Annotated in this window: 17 protein-coding genes and 1 tRNA gene; 6 read left to right on the top strand and 12 right to left on the bottom strand. The window is 24.4% G+C overall.

Annotation, left to right across the window (positions count from 1 at the left end; all coding sequences use genetic code 11):
* Positions 1 to 2124 (top strand): SurA N-terminal domain-containing protein, encoded by a 2124-nt coding sequence (locus tag BGIGA_RS02660; protein WP_014726830.1) that lies wholly within the window; start codon positions 1 to 3, stop codon positions 2122 to 2124.
* A gap of 8 nt (positions 2125 to 2132) precedes the next feature.
* On the opposite strand, the gene BGIGA_RS02655 is transcribed toward BGIGA_RS02660, so the two are convergent.
* On the bottom strand, positions 2133 to 2399 hold the full coding sequence (locus BGIGA_RS02655) for a twin-arginine translocase TatA/TatE family subunit (RefSeq protein WP_014726829.1): 267 nt from the start codon (positions 2397 to 2399) through the stop codon (positions 2133 to 2135).
* Positions 2396 to 5125, bottom strand: a complete 2730-nt coding sequence (secD, locus tag BGIGA_RS02650) for a protein translocase subunit SecD (RefSeq protein ID WP_014726828.1) — start codon at positions 5123 to 5125, stop codon at positions 2396 to 2398. Before secD ends, BGIGA_RS02655 begins: the two co-directional genes overlap by 4 nt.
* A 113-nt stretch (positions 5126 to 5238) precedes the next feature.
* On the opposite strand from secD, the gene BGIGA_RS02645 reads away from it, so the two are divergent.
* Together BGIGA_RS02645 and BGIGA_RS02640 are read left to right on the top strand one after the other, a co-directional pair.
* Positions 5239 to 7056, top strand: coding sequence for an ABC transporter ATP-binding protein (locus tag BGIGA_RS02645; protein WP_014726827.1), 1818 nt, complete (start codon positions 5239 to 5241; stop codon positions 7054 to 7056).
* An 11-nt stretch (positions 7057 to 7067) separates the two neighbouring features.
* Positions 7068 to 7778: a DUF475 domain-containing protein gene (locus tag BGIGA_RS02640; RefSeq protein WP_014726826.1), complete on the top strand. Its 711-nt coding sequence runs from the start codon at positions 7068 to 7070 to the stop codon at positions 7776 to 7778.
* Here BGIGA_RS02640 and BGIGA_RS02635 read toward each other — a convergent pair.
* The 5 genes from BGIGA_RS02635 to folP form a co-directional block, all read right to left on the bottom strand.
* On the bottom strand, positions 7770 to 8909 hold the full coding sequence (locus BGIGA_RS02635; protein WP_014726825.1) for a dihydrolipoamide acetyltransferase family protein: 1140 nt from the start codon (positions 8907 to 8909) through the stop codon (positions 7770 to 7772). The genes BGIGA_RS02640 and BGIGA_RS02635 overlap by 9 nt on opposite strands.
* Positions 8910 to 8927: 18 nt before the next feature.
* A complete protein-coding gene (gene pdhA, locus BGIGA_RS02630; protein ID WP_014726824.1) occupies positions 8928 to 9932 on the bottom strand; it encodes a pyruvate dehydrogenase (acetyl-transferring) E1 component subunit alpha in 1005 nt (334 codons plus the stop codon).
* Positions 9933 to 10024: 92 nt separating this feature from the next.
* Positions 10025 to 11329, bottom strand: a complete 1305-nt coding sequence (gene murF, locus BGIGA_RS02625; RefSeq protein ID WP_014726823.1) for a UDP-N-acetylmuramoyl-tripeptide--D-alanyl-D-alanine ligase — start codon at positions 11327 to 11329, stop codon at positions 10025 to 10027.
* Positions 11330 to 11337: 8 nt separating this feature from the next.
* Positions 11338 to 12129, bottom strand: coding sequence for a diadenylate cyclase (locus tag BGIGA_RS02620; protein WP_014726822.1), 792 nt, complete (start codon positions 12127 to 12129; stop codon positions 11338 to 11340).
* A 22-nt stretch (positions 12130 to 12151) separates the two neighbouring features.
* Entirely contained in the window at positions 12152 to 12985 is an 834-nt protein-coding gene (folP, locus tag BGIGA_RS02615; RefSeq protein ID WP_014726821.1) for a dihydropteroate synthase, read from the bottom strand.
* Positions 12986 to 13029: 44 nt separating this feature from the next.
* Here folP and BGIGA_RS02610 point away from each other — a divergent pair, with 44 nt between their 5' ends.
* The 3 genes from BGIGA_RS02610 (at position 13030) to BGIGA_RS02600 (ending at position 14433) form a co-directional block, all read left to right on the top strand.
* The gene (locus tag BGIGA_RS02610; protein WP_014726820.1) at positions 13030 to 13521 is read left to right on the top strand and encodes a DUF1599 domain-containing protein; all 492 of its coding nucleotides are present in this window, start codon (positions 13030 to 13032) and stop codon (positions 13519 to 13521) included.
* 49 nt (positions 13522 to 13570) lie between these two features.
* Positions 13571 to 14329 (top strand): triose-phosphate isomerase, encoded by a 759-nt coding sequence (gene tpiA, locus BGIGA_RS02605; protein WP_014726819.1) that lies wholly within the window; start codon positions 13571 to 13573, stop codon positions 14327 to 14329.
* Positions 14330 to 14358: 29 nt separating this feature from the next.
* Positions 14359 to 14433: transfer RNA gene (locus BGIGA_RS02600), tRNA-Arg, on the top strand.
* Between the two features lie 8 nt (positions 14434 to 14441).
* Here BGIGA_RS02600 and BGIGA_RS02595 read toward each other — a convergent pair.
* The 5 genes from BGIGA_RS02595 to ubiE form a co-directional block, all read right to left on the bottom strand.
* The gene (locus BGIGA_RS02595; RefSeq protein ID WP_014726818.1) at positions 14442 to 15305 is read right to left on the bottom strand and encodes an RNA polymerase sigma factor RpoD/SigA; all 864 of its coding nucleotides are present in this window, start codon (positions 15303 to 15305) and stop codon (positions 14442 to 14444) included.
* Positions 15302 to 17461, bottom strand: coding sequence for a polyribonucleotide nucleotidyltransferase (locus tag BGIGA_RS02590; RefSeq protein ID WP_014726817.1), 2160 nt, complete (start codon positions 17459 to 17461; stop codon positions 15302 to 15304). Before BGIGA_RS02590 ends, BGIGA_RS02595 begins: the two co-directional genes overlap by 4 nt.
* Positions 17462 to 17567: 106 nt before the next feature.
* Complete coding sequence (gene rpsO, locus BGIGA_RS02585; protein WP_014726816.1) at positions 17568 to 17831, bottom strand: 30S ribosomal protein S15; 264 nt, start codon at positions 17829 to 17831, stop codon at positions 17568 to 17570.
* Between the two features lie 30 nt (positions 17832 to 17861).
* Positions 17862 to 19382, bottom strand: a complete 1521-nt coding sequence (locus BGIGA_RS02580; RefSeq protein WP_014726815.1) for a GH3 auxin-responsive promoter family protein — start codon at positions 19380 to 19382, stop codon at positions 17862 to 17864.
* 20 nt (positions 19383 to 19402) lie between these two features.
* Positions 19403 to 20161 (bottom strand): bifunctional demethylmenaquinone methyltransferase/2-methoxy-6-polyprenyl-1,4-benzoquinol methylase UbiE, encoded by a 759-nt coding sequence (gene ubiE / locus BGIGA_RS02575; protein ID WP_014726814.1) that lies wholly within the window; start codon positions 20159 to 20161, stop codon positions 19403 to 19405.
* Positions 20162 to 20168: the final 7 nt, after the last annotated feature.

The raw sequence follows: 20168 nt of genomic DNA, 5'->3' as shown, positions 1-20168 counted from the left end.
ATGAGTTTTTTAGAAAAAATAAGAAAAAATACATGGATAATTTTCTTTCTCATAAGCATTTTCTTGATATTCTTTATATTAGATCCTAATATTATTCTGAAATTTTTTACTGAAAATTCCACTATTGTTGGAAAAGTAAATGGAGATCCCATTTTTTTAAAAGAATATCTTGATTGTTTTCAATTTTTGAAACGATTTCGTGAAAATGAGCCTGATTATTTTTTAAAAAATGATGCTTGGAAATTATTAGTTCATGAAAAAGTATTGAATCAACAAGCTAGAAAATTAGGAATACAAAGTACAGAAAAAGATTTTTGGAAAGCAATAGAAAAGCAATCTATATATAGTAAAATAATTGATTTTCAAGATGAAAAAGGAAAAATGGATATGAAAAAATTTAGATTGTATTTAAGAAATTTAGAAAAATTACCTCTGAATTTTAATCCTAAAATAGAAGTAGAAAAAAATATTTGGTCTTATGAAAAAAATAGTCTTCCAAAAAGAATAATTGCAAAAAAATATGTAGAAATGTTGATGTATGGACTAAATACATCTTTTTTAGAAGCTAAATTAAATTATAGAGATAAAAATTCATTTTCTGTCATTGATTATGTATTTATTCCTTATTCAGAAATAGAAGAAAAATATAAAAAAATAAAAAGTCATGATATTTATGATTATATTAAAAAAAATAAATTTCTTTATAAAAAAGAAAATTTGAGAAATCTTAGCTTTGTAATTTTTCGTTCTCATCCATCATTATATGATGAAAAAAACATGGATTCTGAAATAGAAAAATTATTTAAAAAATTTAAACTTTCCAATCATAATTTTGCAATTGTTTCTAATCAATCTGAAAAACCTTTTGATTCAAATTTTTATTTAAAAAAAAATCTCCCTGTTGTTTTACAACATTTTTTGAATAAAAAAAATAAAGTTGGAAGTATGTTTGGTCCGATTAAAGACAATAATATTTATATTATGGCAAAACTAACTGGAAAAAAAATGGTATATAACACTGTTTTATCTAGTAATATATTGATTTCTCATAAAGATTCCATACGTTTTTCTAATAATAGAACTAAAAAAAAAGCTAAAAAAATAGCTAAAACAATATATGATATTGTAATAAAAAATCCTAATAAATTTAATTTATTAGTATCGAAAAAATCTGATGATGTCACTAATGCAAAAAAAAATAAAGGAAGTTTAGGATGGATTAAATATGAAGAACAAAATGAAGCATTTAAGGGATCATTTGATTTTTTTTCTTCAAAAAACAAAAAAGGAACAATAGGTTTGACGGAAACTAAATTTGGATACCATATTATTAGAATTGACGAAGTTAAAGATCTCAAACCTACTTATCAATTTGCCATAATAATAAAAACACTGATTCCATCAAAAAAAACAGAAGATATTCTTTATCAGAAAGTTGTTCAATTTTTGAAAGAGAATAAAAACTCAAGTCTTAATACATTTATTAATAATGCAAGAAAAAAAAGGTATGAAACCATTTTTTTGAAAGAAATAAAAAACTATCAATGGAATATTGATGATTTAAATACAGAATTGGACAAAGAAATTATAAATTGGTCTTACGAAAAAAATAGAAAAGAAGGAGATATAAATATTTTTTATACTTCAAATAAAGATTATATTATAGTTTTTTTATCTAAAATTCAAAAAAAAGGATTTCCTATTGAAAAAATAAAAAATCATATCATCCCTTTTCTAATGAATAAAAAAATAGATCATTATTTATATAATATAACAAAAAATAAGTATAAAAATTTAGAAGAAATAGCTTTTCATTTTTCTAAAAAAATAAATAAATCTTGCAAAATTAATTTTTATCAATCTATAATTGAAAATCATAAAGAACCTAAAGTAGTAGGATATGTTTTTTCTTCAAAATTATATGAAACTTCTAAACCAATTTTGGGAGATAAGGGTATTTTTTTTGTAAGACCATTAAAACGTTTTAATACATATAAAAAGCTTTCTTATTTTTCTTCAGAAACAGAATCTTTGAATACTGACTTAAGAAAAAATATTTTAGAAAAAATAGGAAATATGTTAATTGAGAAATCTGATATTAAAGATTATAGAAAAAATATGTAATATAATATTTAATTATTTCGTTTTATAGAATAAGGAGGCATATGTTTGTTTCCTTTTTTTTTTTCATAATCAGAAATTTCTTTTTTTTTCACAGGTTGATCAATATTATTTTTAATAATTTCATTTTTAATTTTTGTTTTAGCGTTTTTTAAATATCGGATTCCTTCTCCTAATCCACGAGCTATATCTGGTATTTTTTTAGGCCCAAAAACAAGTATAGCTATAATAATGATAAAAAAACTTTCTTCTATACTAATAAATAAAAAATTTTTCATTTTTTTACACTTTTTTTATAACAATCATATACTATGGATGGAGCTATGAATATAGAGGAATAAGTTCCAACACTAATTCCAATAAATAAAGCTAACATAAAACTATGAATAACTTTTCCTCCAAATAAGAAAATAATAGAAATTACTAATAAAGTGATAAAAGAAGTATTTATGGTTCTGGTAAGAGAACTACAGATTCCTTGATTTATGGTTTCTTTCATCATGAATGATGTTTTTTTTGAAATATTTCTAATTTTATCATATACAATTACGGTATCATTTATAGAATAACCTATTATCGTTAATAAAGCAGCTATAAAAGTTTGATCTATTTCTAGAATAGGGAATTTTTCGTGAAAAAAAGAAAATATTCCAAGTACAATAATTGAATCATGTATTAAAGAAATTACTGCACCTAATCCAAATTGCCATTTATTGAATCTTATAAAGATGTATGTAAAAATTCCTATTAAAGAAATTATAATAGAAATAAAAGCTTTATGAATCATATTTTTAGCTACTATAGGGCCAACTTTTTCAAAAGATAAAATGCCTAATGACTTATCTTTTTTTATATTTTTAAAGTTATCAAAATTTATAGGAAAAAAAGCTTTTAAAGCTATAAACATTTTTTTTAAAACAACTTCATCTACTTGATTGTTTTCTTCAAAAATTTTGTATTTGGTTACTATTTTGAGTTGATTTTCATCTCCGAATGTTCCTACTCTAGGAAAGGAAGGTTTTCCGTTTTCTGTAAATGTTTTTGATAAAATTTCTGAAATTTTTTCAGGAACCATTTTACGATCAAAAAGAATTACATAAGAACGGCCTCCAACAAAGTCTAATCCCAGATTGAATCCTTTGAATAAAAAAGAAAATATACTAAGAATTATAAGAATACAAGAAATCATATAAACCCATTTCCTTTTGGATAAAAAATCACATTGCATGTTTTTCATTTGATTCAAATTTCGAAAAGAAATTTTTTTATATTTTTTTAAATGCCATTCTAAAAATAATCTTCCTAAAAAAATAGAAGTAAACATAGATATAAGAATTCCAATAATTAAGGTAGTAGAAAAACCTCGAATTGGTCCTATTCCAAAATAAAATAAAATAACTCCACATAATAAAGTTGTCATTTGTCCATCTATAATAGAAGATAAGGCTCCCTGTAATGTGTAACTATTATTAATAGATGTTAATATGGAAATATTATTTCTAATATTTTCTTTAATTTTTTCATAAATAATAATATTAGTATCCATGGACATTGCTAATGTGAGTATAATTCCAGCAATCCCAGGAAAAGTTAACACTGCATTCATAGAAATGAGAATACCAAAAATAAATATGAGATTAAAAAATAAGATAACATCAGCATATAATCCTGGAATTGAGTAGTAAAAAAACATCCAAATAAATATAAAAAGTAAGGCTATGAAAAAAGATATAATTCCCCTTCGAATAGATTCTTTTCCTAAATAAGGTCCCATGATGTCAGTTTGAATAATTTTTACAGAGGTAGGCAATTCTCCTGTATTTAATACATTTATTAAATCATTAGATTCTTGTGTTGAAAAATGTCCATATATTTGAGACATTCCATTTGGAATGACTGAATTTACGACGGGAGCAGCATAAACTAAATCATCAAGTACTATTGCAATGCTTTTTCCCATATTTTTTTCTGTGAATATTTTCCATTTTTTGGTTCCTTCTTGATTCATTTTTATATTTATAAATATTTCATTTAAAGGACCAAAAGATTTATAAGCATGAGTTACCATGTCTCCATTCAAAGAATGAGATACTTCTTCATCATGTATTTTTACAGCAAATAATTGCAAAAAATTATCTAAATTTTTTTTATATCCCCACAAAAATTTTACATCATGTAAATGATATGGTAAAGAATTTTTAGCTACCATAGAGTTTAAAAAATCAGAAATGATTTTTTTATATTTTATATGAACTAATCCAACTAAATTTGGAGATTTAATATGAGTGAGATTCAAAAAATCTATAAAAGATTTTTTTCCGTGAAATTTTTTATTATAAAATTTATTTATTGTTTCAAAGTATGAAATAATTTCTTGAAAACTATAAGTTTCAAAAAAATGTAATTCCGCTTTTTTTTCTAAAATGTTTTTTATTCTATCTATATTTTTTATGTCAGATAATTCTATTAAAATTCGATTAGAATTTTTTATTTTTTGAATATTAGGCTGTATAATTCCAAATCTATCTATTCTAGATCTTAAAATGTTCTGAATAGAAATTATAGATGATTCTATTTTTTTTTTTAAAAATTTTTCTACTTCTAAATCAGAACTATTAGAATTAATATTTTCAATATTTGATTTATTTCCAAATAAATTTGGAGAAGATAGATTTATATTTAATTTTTTATTTTTAATTTCTTGATTTAAAAAATTGATGAAAAATGATAAATAATCTATATTTGGATTTTCTTTTTTTTTAATATCTGCTTTTTCTAATGCTTTTGTAAAAAAATAATTTTGCGAATTTTCAGAAAGTTTCCTTAATAAATCTTTTTCAGATACATCTAAAATCATACTGATCCCTCCTTTTAAATCTAATCCTAGATTTAAAGTTTTTTTATTACTTTTTTTTTCGGAATATATGCTATATGATATGTAATATAAACAAATTGTGGTCAATATTAAGGTTACAAAAATTGTAAAAAAGTTTCTTACATGCATTTTTTTTCTATTGATTTAGATAAAAATTTATATGTTATTATATGTGAAATTATTCTTTTGTCAAAAGATTAAAAAATTTTTATAATTATCTTTATTAGGATGAATTAAATTAAATGAATGCACTTGAAAAAATTTTAGCTTATTCAAAGCCCTACAAATATCATTATATTATTAATATATTATGTAATTTTTTATATTCTTTATTTTCAGTTATATCCATAATATCTATTTCACCTATATTGAGTATTTTATTTGAATATTCTGAATACAAAAATAAAACAACATTTTTTTTTAATGTATCTTTTGATTTTATCATCAAATATTTTCATGATTATATAAAAACATTATCAGATAAATATGGAAAAATAAACACTTTAGCTATATTTTGTATTTTCATTATTTTACTTTTTTTCATTCGAAATATTTTTCGATATTTGTCAGAATATTTCCTAATAGGAATAAAAACTTCTATAGTTCGAAATATTCGAAACGATTTTCACAAAAAAATACTTTCTTTACCCATAATTTTTTTTTCAAATAAGAGAAATGGAGATTTAATGTCTAGATTATCTAATGATGTTAATGAAATTGAAGTTTCTATTGTTAGTTCTTTAGCTAATTTGATCAGTTCTCCTATAATGGTTACTTTCCATTTACTGACCTTATTTTTTATGAATTATAAATTAACTCTATTTGCTTTTTTATTGCTTCCTTTAATGGGAATATTTTTATCTATTATAGGAAATAATTTGAAAAAAGATGCAAGAGGAGCTCAAAATCAATTAGGAAAATTATTTTCTGTTATAGAAGAAACTTTAAATTCTACTAAAATTATAAATATTTTTAATGCTGAAAATCAAATGCAAAAACGTTTTGAACAAGTATCTGAATATCAAAAAGTACTTTCATCTCGTGTTAACAGAAAAAAAGAATTAGCTTCTCCTATAAGCGAATTGTTAGGTTCTATTACTATGATTTTAATTATTTGGTATGGTGGAAAACTTTTTTTGGAAAAAAAAGGAATGGGCCCAGAAATACTTTTTCCTTTTATAGGACTATTTTTCCAAATTATTAATCCAGCGAAAAGTTTAGTTAATTCTATATCTAATATTCAAAAAGGAAAAGCCGCGGCAGAACGAATTGTAGAAATATTGAATACTAAATGTGTATCAAATGATAAAATTAAATATAAATCTATTTTTCATTTTGAAAATGAAATTTTATTTCGCAATGTATCATTTATTCATAATCAATTGATATTGATACAAAATTTAAGTTTTTCTTTAAAGAAAGGGGAAACTGTAGTTTTAGTCGGAAGATCAGGTAGTGGAAAATCTACTATTGCTAATTTGGTTGCTAATTTTTATGATGCAACATATGGAGAAATTACTGTAGATGGAACTAATATTAAAGATTTAAAAATTAAAGATTATAGAAAATTATTAGGAATAGTAACTCAAGAACCAGTTCTTTTTAATGATTCTGTTTTTAATAATATAGTATTAGGATCAGAAAAAAAAATGTCGAAACATTCTGTAATAGAAGCTGCTAAAATTGCTAATGCACATAGTTTTATAAAAAAACTCCCAAAAGGATATGATACAATTATAGGATATAACGGCAATAAATTATCCTTAGGACAAAAACAAAGTATAAGCATAGCTAGAGCTGTATTTAAAGATCCTCCAATTATGATTTTAGATGAAGCAACTTCATTTTTAGATACAGAGTCTGAAATTACAGTTCAAAAAGCTTTAAATGAAATGATGAAAAATAGAACATATCTTATAATAACACATAAACTATCTTCTTTTATTATACAAAAAGCAGATCATATTATAGTATTAGAAAAAGGAAAAATTATAGAACAAGGAAAACATAATTCTCTAATTTCAAAAAAAGGGACTTATAGTAAGTTAATGGCTCTATAAAGTTTTTAAAAATGAATATTGAAAAATATTTTACAGAAATTATTCATCATCCTCTTTTATCTATTTCTATTATAGTAAATTTATTTTTCATAGAAAGTATTTTGTCTATAGATAATGCCGCGGTATTAGCTTCTATGATTATAAATCTTAAAAAAAAAGATAGAAAAAAAGCTATAAAATATGGAATTATCGGTGCTTATTTTTTCCGAGGTTTGTGTCTATTATTTACTTCCATACTAATAAAAATATGGTGGTTAAAACCATTAGGAGGTATTTATTTGATTTTTATAGGATTAAATCATTTTTTGAAAAAAAATTTCATATCAAATAGTTATAAAAATAAAAAAACACAAAATTCTTTTTGGAAAGTTCTTTTCACGATAGAAATGATGGATTTAGCTTTTTCTATTGATAATATTTTTGCTTCTGTTGCTTTATCAGAAAATTTGATATTAATTTTTTTAGGTGTGTGTATAGGAATTCTATCGATAAGATTAATTGCACAGTTTTTTGTCCAATTAATGGATAAATTTACAGAATTAAAACATTCTGCTTTTTTAGTAATTATTATTCTCGGAATCAAGCTCATTTTTTTTTCAAAAAAACATATTCCTTACTCGTTTTTTTTTTCAGAAAAAACATTTTCTGTATTAACTTTTTTAGTATTCATATTTCCCATTTTTTTATCATGGATAAAAAAAGCCATAAATAAATTAAAATAATATAGTAATAGGATCTTCTAAAAAATTTTTAAGAGAATGAATATATTCACTTCCTTTAGCTCCGTCTATAATTCGATGATCACAAGATAATGTAATTTTCATGATATTTCCTATATCAATTTTATAATTTTTCACGATAGGACGAATCATAATAGATCCTACAGATAATATAGATGTATTAGGTGTATTTATAATAGAAGTAAAAGATTCTATTCCATACATTCCTAAATTTGAAACGGTGAAAGTACTATTTTCTATTTCTTCCGGTTGTATTTTTTTTAATTTTGAACGAGATGCTTTATCCTTAATTTCTTTGGAAATTTGTAGCAATGATTTTTGATCTGCATTTTTAATAACTGGTACAATTAATCCGTCTTTTATAGCCACAGCAATACCAATATGAATATGTGGATGTATTATAATTTTTTCATCGTTCCATGATACATTTATATCAGGATGTTTTTTTAAAGATTGAGCCACAGCTTTGATAATGATGTCATTGAATGATATTTTTTCTTCTAAGGGAAATTTATCATTTAAATTTTTTCGAAATTCAATTAATTTATCCGCATTAATTTCACTAAACAAATAATAATGTGGAGCTGAGAATTTGGAATAAGTCAAATGTTCTGCTATTTTTTTTCTAATAGAAGAATGAATAGTATTTTGGGCTTCTATTTTATCTAGGTTTTGTTTTTCATAAAATTCTATGTCTTTTTTAATAATCCTTCCATATTCTCCGCTTCCCTTTATTTTATTTATAGAAATACCCATTTTTTTTGCCATTCTTTTTGCTATAGGAGAGATAAATATTTTTTCGTTATTTTTTTTTTGATCCTCTTGTTCTATTTTTTTAGATTCTAATTTAGAAATTATATGACTGATATCTTCCCCTTCATTTCCTATAATTGCTAATACATCATTTACACGAGTGGTTTCTCCCTCTTTTACTCCGATAAAAAGTAAAATTCCACTAACATCTATCTCAAAATCTTGGGTAGCTTTATCAGTTTCTATTTCAGCCAAAATATCCCCTTCTGAAACTTTTTCCCCTATTTTTTTATTCCATTTGATTACAGTTCCTTCTTTCATTGTATCACTTAATTGGGGCATAGATATTATTTCTGCCATTATTATTTTAATTTTATTTTATGAAGGTAAAACTTTGTCTAAAAAAGGATAATTTTTTTCGTGATAAACTATATTATACATATCTTCTAAAGAAGGAAAATCTGAATTTTCTGCAAATTCAACACAGGATTCTACTTCTTTTTTCACTTTATTTTCTATTGCATTTAAATTTTCTACAGTTTCCCATTTATTTTGTATAATAATATTTTTTAGTTTTAAAATGGGATCTTTTTTTTTGTAAAAAAAAACTTCTTCTTTACTACGATATAACTCAGAATCAGACATAGAATGACCTCTATATCTATATGTCTTAATTTCTAAAAAAGTAGCACCTTCTCCTTTTCGAGCTCTTTCTATAGCGATATATGCTGCTTGTGCTATTTTTTCTGGATCCATTCCATCAACAGGATAAGAAGGCATATCATATGATTTCCCTATGTTATAAATTTCTTCTATATTGCTACTTCTTTTTACGGAAGTTCCCATAGCATATTTATTATTTTCACATATAAAAACAACAGGAAGTTTCCATATCATAGTCATATTAAACGTTTCATGTAAAGAACCTTGTCTAACAGCTCCATCTCCCATAATTGTGATAGTCACTGCTTTTCTATTAAAATATTTATCAGCAAAAGCAATTCCTGCTCCTAACGGGATTTGTCCGCCGACAATTCCATGTCCTCCATAAAAACGATGTTTTCTGCTAAAAATATGCATAGATCCACCCATACCATGAGAAGTTCCTGTTTTTTTTCCTAAAAGTTCAGCCATTACTTTTTTTGGATCAACTCCCATAGAAATAGGTAAAATATGACATCTGTAAGCGGTTATAATTTTATCCTTAGATAAATCCATTGCATGAGTTAATCCAGCAGGTATCGCTTCTTGCCCATTATACAAATGCAAAAACCCTCTAATTTTTTGTTTTAGGTATAAAGAACGACATTTGTCCTCAAATTTTCTCCAAAAAGACATATCCTTAAACCACTTTAGATAGGTTACTGTGGTAATTTCTTTCATTAAAAAAAAATTTTTTATGAAATAAATACAAATTTAATCTTTCAAATTCAATATGCAAACAATATGCACAAAGAACACAAAGAAAAAAGAATTTAAATTAAATCAATAATACTTTCCAATGCCATTTTTCTAGATCCTTTGATAAGAATATAATCCGTTTTTTGAATAGAATATTTTTTAATACATTCAAAAAATTTATTTTTGTTAATAAATTTTTTGATTTTGTAGGAAGTTTTTTTAGTATTAAAAAAAATATTTCCGATTAGAAAAGCAATATTAATATTACTTTTTTTTATAAAAGAAATAATTTTTTCATGTTCATCGTTAGAAAATAATCCTAATTCTAACATGTCTCCTAATATAACGATTTTTACTCCTTCTATGTTATTTAAAAAGGTAAGAGCCTCGATCATACTAGTTGGATTTGCATTATAACAATCTATAATAATTTTTATATTATTTTTTTTCAAAATTTGAGAACGATAATTACTAGGAACATATTCTTCTACTGCTTCTTTTATTTTTTTTAAAGGGACTTTGAAATACGTTCCAATAGTTATAGCAGAAGCTATATTATATAAATTATAGTTTCCTATTAAAGGAGAAACAATTTTTATATTTTTAATATATAAAGTAGATTTAAGACTATTTTTTTCCCATAAGTATTTAATGTTTATATCCGATTTTTTTTTTTTATGTTTTTCTGAAAAAATATATCTGTTCATTCCCGTACTATTAGATAATTGGATAGGATCATCTCCATTTATAAATACTATCTTTTTATTTTTCTTTAAAAAATCATATAACTCTAATTTACTACGGATGATTCCTTCTATATTTTTAAATCCTTCTAAATGAGCTTTTCCAAAATTAGAAATATATCCATAATCTGGCCTAATAATATCACACATTTTTTCTATTTCTTTTTCATGATTAGCTCCAATTTCCATAACACATATTTTTGTATCCATGGGCATGGAAAGTATAGTTAATGGAACACCTATATGATTATTTAAATTATTCTTGGTACAATGAACTTTTTTTTTATATTTCTTAGAAAGAATAGCTGTTGTTAGCTCTTTTGTAGTAGTTTTTCCATTACTTCCTGTTATAGCGATAATAGGGATATGATGGAATCTATATCTATGATATATTGCTAATTCGTGTAGAAAATATAATGTATTGTATACATAAATAATTTTTTTGCAAAAAACATATTTTTTATTATCGACGATAGATAATAACGCTCCATTTAAAATTGCTTCATATGCAAATTGATTTCCATCAAAATTTTTTCCTTTCAAAGCTACAAAAATAGATCCTTTTTTAACTTTTTTACTGTTGATTTCTATACCAGAAGAAATAGAATACAATTGATATATATTTTGAATATTCATAATAATAATTAAAGTAAATCTTCTTCAAGTTTCATTTTTAAATTATTAATGTTAGTAATAACAGTTCTTTTTTGATCTTTTATATAAGATATGTAACCTGTTTCTTCGGATATAACAAGACATATAGCATCTGTTTTTTCAGATAAACCAATGGCAGCTCTATGTCGTAATCCTAAACGAGATGGAATTTCTTTATTGTAAGAAACAGGAAGAATTGCTCTTGTTTTTATTATTTTATTTCCTGTAATCACTACAGCTCCATCATGTAATGGACTGTTTTTATAAAAAATACTTTCTAAAATAGAAATATTCACTTTAGCATCCATTTCATCTCCATTTTGTATAAATTCTTTTAAATCTTGATGTAGTTGAATAACTATTAAAACTCCTGTTTTATCTCCGGAAAAAATAGCACAAGCATTTACAATGCTATCTATAGTTTCAGTTTTAATTGATACTCCTGATTTTTTAAAAATGGAAAATATAAATTTTTTGAAAAATATCCTGCTTCCTACTATGAGTAAAAATTTTCTAATTTCTGGTTGAAATACAATGATTAAAGCTAAAAAACCTCCTTTAAAAAAGGCACTTATAACTATGCTAAGGAGTTTCATTTGATAAATTTCTACTATTTTCCAGAAAATAAAAGTTGCAATGATCCCGTAAAAAATATTTAAAGCAGCAGTTCTGTAAACCAATCTGTATATTTGAAATAGAATAATGGTTACTAAAAAAATATCTAAAATATCAATGAAAGAAATTTTCAATAAATGTAATAATGAAAAAAAAGCTTTACGCAAAAATAATACAAGTATTAGTGAATTATAAAATTTTTTTGTAATATTGCACTAATTTAATGCATTCAACAGCTTCTTTAACATCATGTACACGTAAAAATTTGGATCCGTTTAAAAGTGCTATAGTATGAATTATGGAAGTTGCATTTAACGATTCTTCGTAAGAAGTTTTTAAAATAAATTTTATCATGGATTTTCTGGAAATACCAACTAAAATTGGATAATCTTGAAATCCTAATAAAGATAAGTGTTTTAATAATTTAAAATTTTGTTCTAGTGTTTTTCCAAAACCAAATCCAGGATCTAAAATGATATCTTGAATTCCATATTTTTTTAAATAGTAAATTCTTTCAGAAAAAAAATTATTTATTTCTGTTATTATATTTTCATGATAATATGTATTTTTTTGCATGTTTTCAGGAATTCCTATCATATGATTTAATACATATGGAATTTTAAGTTTCCCTAACAAAGGGAACATATTTTTATCAAATTTCCCTCCTGATATATCATTTATCATGATGACGCCTTCTTCTACTGCTATTCTAGCTACTTCACTGCGAAAGGTATCTATGGATATTCTAATATTTGGAAAATTTTTTATTATAATACGAATAGGTTTTATGACTCTTTTAATTTCTTCTTTTTCTGTTACTGATTTGGATCCCGGTCTAGTAGAACAACCTCCAATATCTATAAAATCAGAACCTTCATTTAATAAAGTTTCTATATGTTGTAATATTTTATATTCAGAACATAATTTTCCTCCATCATAAAATGAATCAGGAGTTAAATTTACGATTCCCATTATTTTGGGTTCTTTTAAATGCAATAAAGAACCTGCACAATTAATTATCATTGAAAAACTATTTATTGTAATTTGTTTAAAAAAAATTAAATGACATGAATCTTACTGATTTTGTTATTCAAAAATGTAGAAAACTTTTTTTAGAAAAATTAAAAGATTATGGATTATCATGGAAATTTTTTCATAATTATTCTATAATAGATCAAATTTTGATTAAAACAATCCGTATAAAAAATATTCAATCAAAAGGATATCAAAAAATTAAAGAAGAAAAAATAACAGATACGTATATAGATATTGTAAATTATTTAATAATTATTTTAATAAAATTAGATATTTTTTTTAAATCAAATTTTCATGAAATATCACACAATGATGTAATTTTAATCTATAATAAAAAACTAAAAAAAATAAAAAATTATATAGATTGTACAAATAAAACTTTAGATAAATTTTCCATAAATAATATTATAGAAAATATTTCATATTTAAAAAATAATAAAGAAAAAATTTTATTCGAAGAATTAGAAAAGTTTTGTTTTGAAATAGTAGTTGAAACCATTTTTTTGTTAAAAAAAAATTTTTAAAAAAAAACAATTTTTATATTTATATTTGCAAATATTCTCGTGAAAAAAAATGAGAAAAAAGGTTTTCATCGCAAATTGGAAAATGAATTATGATTTTCATGAAACAACTTTTTTTATCAGAAATTTATTAAAAATTGTTTTTGAAAGAAAAATAAATCATAATAAAGAAATTATTTTAGCACCCTCTTTTCCTTTTTTACATATTTCAAATCAGATTTTACAAGGTACAAATTTAAATATTGCGGCTCAAAATATACATCATAAGGATAAAGGTTCCTATACAGGAGAAGTATCAGCTTATATGTTAAAATCTATAGGAGTTAAAAATGTTATATTAGGACATAGTGAACGCAGAGAATTTTTTTTTGAAGAAAATAATGTTTTATCAGAAAAGATAAAAATAGCATTAAAATATGATCTAAATATTATTTTTTGTGTAGGAGAATCGTTTTATGAAAGATCTAATGATCAACAATTTCATATAGTGAAACATCAATTAAAAGAAACTGTTTTTCAATGTTCTTCAGATAAGATAAAATCTTTTTATATCGCATACGAACCTATATGGGCAATTGGAACAGGAAAAACTGCTACATTTGAACAAGCTCAAACTATGCATAAATTTATTCGTAATTTATTTTTAGAAAAATATGGAGAAAGTATTTCTAACAAAATATCTATTTTGTATGGAGGAAGTCTTAATGATATTAATGCAAAAGATTTTTTTTATCAAAAAGATATAGATGGAGGTCTGATAGGAAACTCATCTCTTAAACTTGAAAAATTCTTGAAAATAGTTCAATCATAACATAAGTATATAGACTTGTATAAGTATTTGGCCTCGTAGCTTAATTTGGATAGAGCATCTGATTACGGATCAGAAGGTTATGGGTTCGAATCCCTTCGAGGTCTTATGTTTTTTATCCTAAATAAGGTTTTAAGATTTTACTTCTAGAAGAATGTTTTAATCTTTTTAAAGCTATACTTTCAATTTGTCGAACACGTTCTCTTGTCAAATCGCAAAATTGTCCTACTTCCTCTAAAGTCATAGGAGGTGATCCATTTAATCCAAAATGTAAAATAATAACACGACGTTCTCTTTCACTCAAAGTTTCTAAAATTCTTTTTATATCTTTTCGTAAAGATTCTTTTTCCAAATGTTCATCTGGACGAGGAGATTCATCAGATCTAACCAAATCATATAAATTTGAATCTTCTCCTTCTATTAATGGGGCATCCATTGAAACATGTCTTCCTGAATTTTTTATAGAATCTTCTACATCTTTTTCGTTCATATCTAAATATTCTGCAATTTCTCTTGCAGAAGGAGTTCTTTGCAATTCTTGCTCTAATTGAGCAAGAGTTTTCAGTATTTTATTTAATAAAGCTAATTTATTTGTAGGTTGTCTAATAGAACGTGATTGTTCAGCAATAGCCTGTAAAATTGCTTGTCTAATCCACCAAACAACATAGGAAATGCATTTAAATCCTCTTGTTTCATCAAAACGTAATATTCCTTTTATCAAACCTAAATTTCCTTCATTAATTAAATCACATAAACTTAATCCCTGATTTTGATATTGTTTAGCAACAGAAACAACAAAACGTAAGTTGGCGTTGACAAGTTTATCTATGGCAGTAGCATCCCCTTCTCTTGCTCTACGAGCGTATTCTACTTCTTCTTCTGGAGTTAATAATGGAATTTTACCTATTTCATGAAGATACTTATCCAATGACTCGGATTCACGATTTGTTACTTGTTTAGTAATTTTAAGTTGTCTCATATTTTTTTTTCTTTTTGTTCATTTTTTTTACCAGGACGAGGTAAAAGTATTTTTCTAGATAGTTTCATTTTTTTATTTTTTTCATCCATCCCCATAAATTTAACGTCAATAATATCTCCTATATGCAATTCTTCTTCTATATTATTTAATCTTTTCCATCCTATCTCTGAAATATGCAACAACCCTTCTACCCCTTTAGAAATTTCCACAAAAGCACCAAAATCTTTTATAGATTTTACTTTTGCTTTATAAACTTTTCCTAATTCAGGGACAAAAGCAATTTTTTTAATTCTGTTAATAGCTTTCTCTATTTTTTCATCATCTTTTCCGATGATCTCAATGTAACCCAAGTCTCCTTTTTCTTCAATTAAGATATTTGTATTTGTATATGATTGTATCTCTTGAATAACTTTTCCACCAGGGCCTATAACTAAACCTATAAAATCTTTAGGAATATTAAAAGTATATATTTTTGGAGTATTAGGCTTCATTTTTTTCCTATATTTAGGTAAAGTTTCTAACATTTTTTTTAAAATAAAAAGACGACCTTCTAAAGCTTGCATTAAAATCTGATTCAAAAGATCGTATGTTACTCCTTGCATTTTTTTTACATCCATTTGACAAGCTGTCATTCCAAATTTAGTTCCTGTTATTTTGAAATCTAAATCTCCAAAATGATCTTCTTCTCCCATTATATCTGATACGATTACTTTTTTTTCTTTTTCCATAAACAATCCCATAGCAATTCCGGAAACAGGATTTTTTATAGGGATTCCAGCATCCATTAATGCTAAACTAGCCGCGCAAACTGTAGCCATAGAAGACGATCCATTAGATTCTAGAATATCCGAAACAACACGAATGGTATATGGATTATTAGGTATAATATTTTTCAATGCACGTTGAGCTAAATTTCCATGCCCCACTTCACGTCTAGAAACTCCTCTAATAGAACGAATTTCTCCTGTAGAAAAAGGTGGAAAATTATAATGTAAATAAAATTTCTCCTGATTTTCCATAATAACATTATCAATCCTATTTGCATCTAATGACGATCCTAACGTGACGGTAGTTAAAGACTGAGTTTCTCCTCTTGAAAATAATGCAGAACCATGTACTCCAGGTAAGTAATCAACGAAACTAGATATTGTACGTATTTCTTTATTATTTCTCCCATCCAATCGGACTCCTTTCTTTAAAATTAAATTTCTAGTTATTTTTTTTATAATTTCCTCAAAAAAATGGTCAATAATAACTTTTTTTTCCTCTATTTTTTCTTCTGTTAAAAACTTTTTTTTAAAATCATTTAATACAATCTTTTCTTGAATAGATCTAGTTTTTTTATTTAAAAAATTTTTATAAATTTTTTCAATTTTTTCATATGAAAATATGAAAAGTTCTTTTTTTAATATTTTATTTTCTTGATAAGAATTTATTGATTCTTTATTTTCAACGAAAATTATACGATTTTTCGATAATTTATCAACCAAACGAATTTGAGCTTCTATTTGTGGTTTTATAGCTTGATGAGCTGTAATTATTGTTTCTAAAAATTCATTTTCTTTTATTTCTTTCATTTCTCCTTCTATCATAATAATAGAATGATTGGAAGCTCCTACTATCAAATCTATATCCGCTTCTTTTAACTGATCTAAACTAGGATTAATAATAAATTTTCCGTTTAAACGTATAATACGTACTTCTGATATCGGTCCATCAAAAGGAATTCCTGCTATTGATAAAGCTGTTGACGCGGCCAATCCAGCTAGACCATCTGGTAAAACCGTTTTGTCATATGAAAGTAACGAAATCATAATTTGTATTTCTCTATTAAAACAATCTGGAAATGTTGGCCTTAAAACACGATCAACTAATCTCATTGTCAAAATTTCTTCATCAGAAGGTCTTCCTTCTCTTTTTATAAACCCTCCAGGAATTTTACCTCCTGCAGAATATTTTTCTCTATAATCCACTGTTAAAGGCAAAAAATTTGTTTCGTTTTTTTTTTCATTGGAAACGACCACAGTAGCCAAAAGCATTGTATTTTTGACACGTACTATAACTGATCCATCGGCTTGTTTTGCTAATCTTCCTGTTTCTATAATAATAGTACGACCATCTTTCATATGTATGGTTTCTTTTACTATATCTGGCATATTTTTATTTTCTATTATATAGTAGTTGTAGTTTATATAGTTATAGTTTAGTTAAGTTAGTAAGTGTATGTAGTTACAGGACAGTAAAGAAATATATTCATTATATTTATTTTCTTAATCCTAAATGTTGAATTATATTTTTGTAACTATCAATATCATGCTTTTCTATATATTTTAGCAATTTTTTTCTTTTCCCCACCATTTTTACCAAAGCTCTTTCTGTGTTAAAATCCTTTTTATTGTTTTTGAGATGATTGTTTAAATGATTGATCCTATAAGTAAATAAAGCAACCTGAGCTTTAGATGATCCTGTATCGTAAACAGAACTTCCATAAGTTTTAAATATTTCTTTTTTCTTTTCTACTGTCATAATAATAAAGTTAAAAATATTTTTTTGAAACTAGTCTTTATTTTTTTCCATATCCAAAATAGAGTTTATATATCTTCTATCATTGGATAAACGAGGAATTTTATTTTGTCCTCCTAATTTTTTATTTTTTTTTAACCAATCATAAAATAAACCATTTCTGGCTACATATATAATAGGAGGACCCAAAATCATATTTTTATATCGTTTAACTTCATAGTCTGAATTCAAAGATTTTAATTCATGATCCAAAATATTTCTAAAGTCACATAAATTTTTTGGACGTTTTTTAAATTCTATAATCCATTCATGAGCTCCAGAATTTTCTTTATTCATATATACAGGTCCTGCAGTATATTCATGAATCATAGAATTTGTTTTCATGCAAGCTTTATTTAAAGCTTTTTCTGCATTTTCTACAATTAATTCTTCCCCAAAAGAATTTATGTAATGAGTGGTTCTTCCTGAAATGGAAATTCGATATGGAGATAAACTAGTAAATCTTACAGTATCTCCAACTATATATCTCCATAATCCTGCATTAGTAGAAATAACAAGGGCATAATTTTTGTTCAATTTTACTTGTTCAATAGAAAATATTTTAGGATCAGCATTATCTATTTCTTCTGTAGGAATAAATTCATAAAATATACCATGATTTAATAATAACAGAAGATCTTCAACATTTTGTTGATCTTGTATGGCGAAAAAACCTTCTGAAGCACTGTATACATCATAGTAGTTTATAGATTTATCAAATAATTTTTTATATTGATAAATATAAGGTTTTAAACTTACTCCTCCATGAAAAATAACCTCTATATTAGGCCATATTTCATCGATTTTTTTTTTTTCAAATTTTTTCAATAATTTGTTTAAAAAAATCAATAACCAAGAACAAACACCTAATAAAATTCTAACATCTTTTATTCCTGTTTCTTTCACTATGTTTTCTAATTTTTTCTCCCATTCACTCATTAAAGCTATTTTTTTTCTAGGAACACAAATATTTTCAACCCAAAAAGGCATATTTTGAATTAAAATGGAAGATAAATCTCCATAAAATGTATTATATTTTCTATGCAGTTCGTAACTTCCTCCTAAACGAACGGCTTTTCCAAAAAAAATTTTTGTTTTGGGATGATTATGAATATAAATGGATAACATATCTTTTCCTGCTTTATAATGACATGCATTCATTGATAATTTGGTTACAGGAATGTATTTACTTCTTTCGTTAGTAGTTCCAGAGGATTTGGCAAACCATTTGACTTCTCCTGGCCATAATACATTTTTTTCTCCTTTACGAATTCTATTTATAACATTTTGTAAATCAGTATATTTACATATAGGAATTCTTTCTGAGAATTGCTTATATTTTTTGATGTCACAAAATCCATATTTTTTTCCGAATTCTGTATTTTTTGCATACAATATTAATTGATTGATTAATTGATTTTGTATTTCTATTGGATAACGCATAAAAAACTCTATATTTTTAATTCTTCTTTTAAGAAAAGTAGATGTAAAATATCCAGATAAATACTTGATCATTATGAAAAAATATTTTAGTTTTAAATATTGTAAAAATGAATTTTATCATTTTTTTTTTTAAAAAAGTAAAGAGAAACAATTCCAAATGTTAGTTTTTGTATGTGAATTGTATCAAATTTATGATATTTTAAAAGTTTATTCATTTTTCTGTTGCAATAGGGAAAAGACAATATAGATTCCTTCAAATAATTGTAAGCAAAATGATTTTTAGATATAAAATTCCCTATTTTTTTTACTAAGTGAAAATAAAAATAATAAATTTTTTTTATCCAATAGTTAGAAGGTTTAGAAAATTCTAAAATTACTAAAATTCCTGAAGGTTTTAATATTCTGTATATTTCTCTAACAGAATCATGAATGTATTGAAAATTTCTTATTCCAAAAGCGATGGTAACTATATCAAAAGTTTCATTTTGAAACGGAATGTTTTGCGAATATCCTTGAATGATTTGAACTCTTTTTTCAAAGAAATTATTTTTTATTTTTTGTTTAGCTATTTTTATCATTTTATCAGATGGATCTAATCCCGTAATAAAAGCGTGTTTAAACTTATTAGCTAATAGAATAGCTATATCTCCAGTTCCAGTAGCTAAATCTAGTATTTTTTGAACTTTTTTTTTGTTAAATTTGCATAATAAATGAATTGTTTTTTTTCTCCATATCAAATCTATTCCAAAAGATAATATGCGATTGATTAAATCGTATTTATGAGCAATATGATCAAACATGTTTTTCAATTTTTTTTCTTTAGAATAAAGAGAATCAGAATCTTTTTTCATTTTTAGA

This window comes from Blattabacterium sp. (Blaberus giganteus), assembly GCF_000262715.1.
Lineage (GTDB): Bacteria > Bacteroidota > Bacteroidia > Flavobacteriales > Blattabacteriaceae > Blattabacterium.
This window is presented reverse-complemented; position numbering and strand designations above follow the sequence as displayed.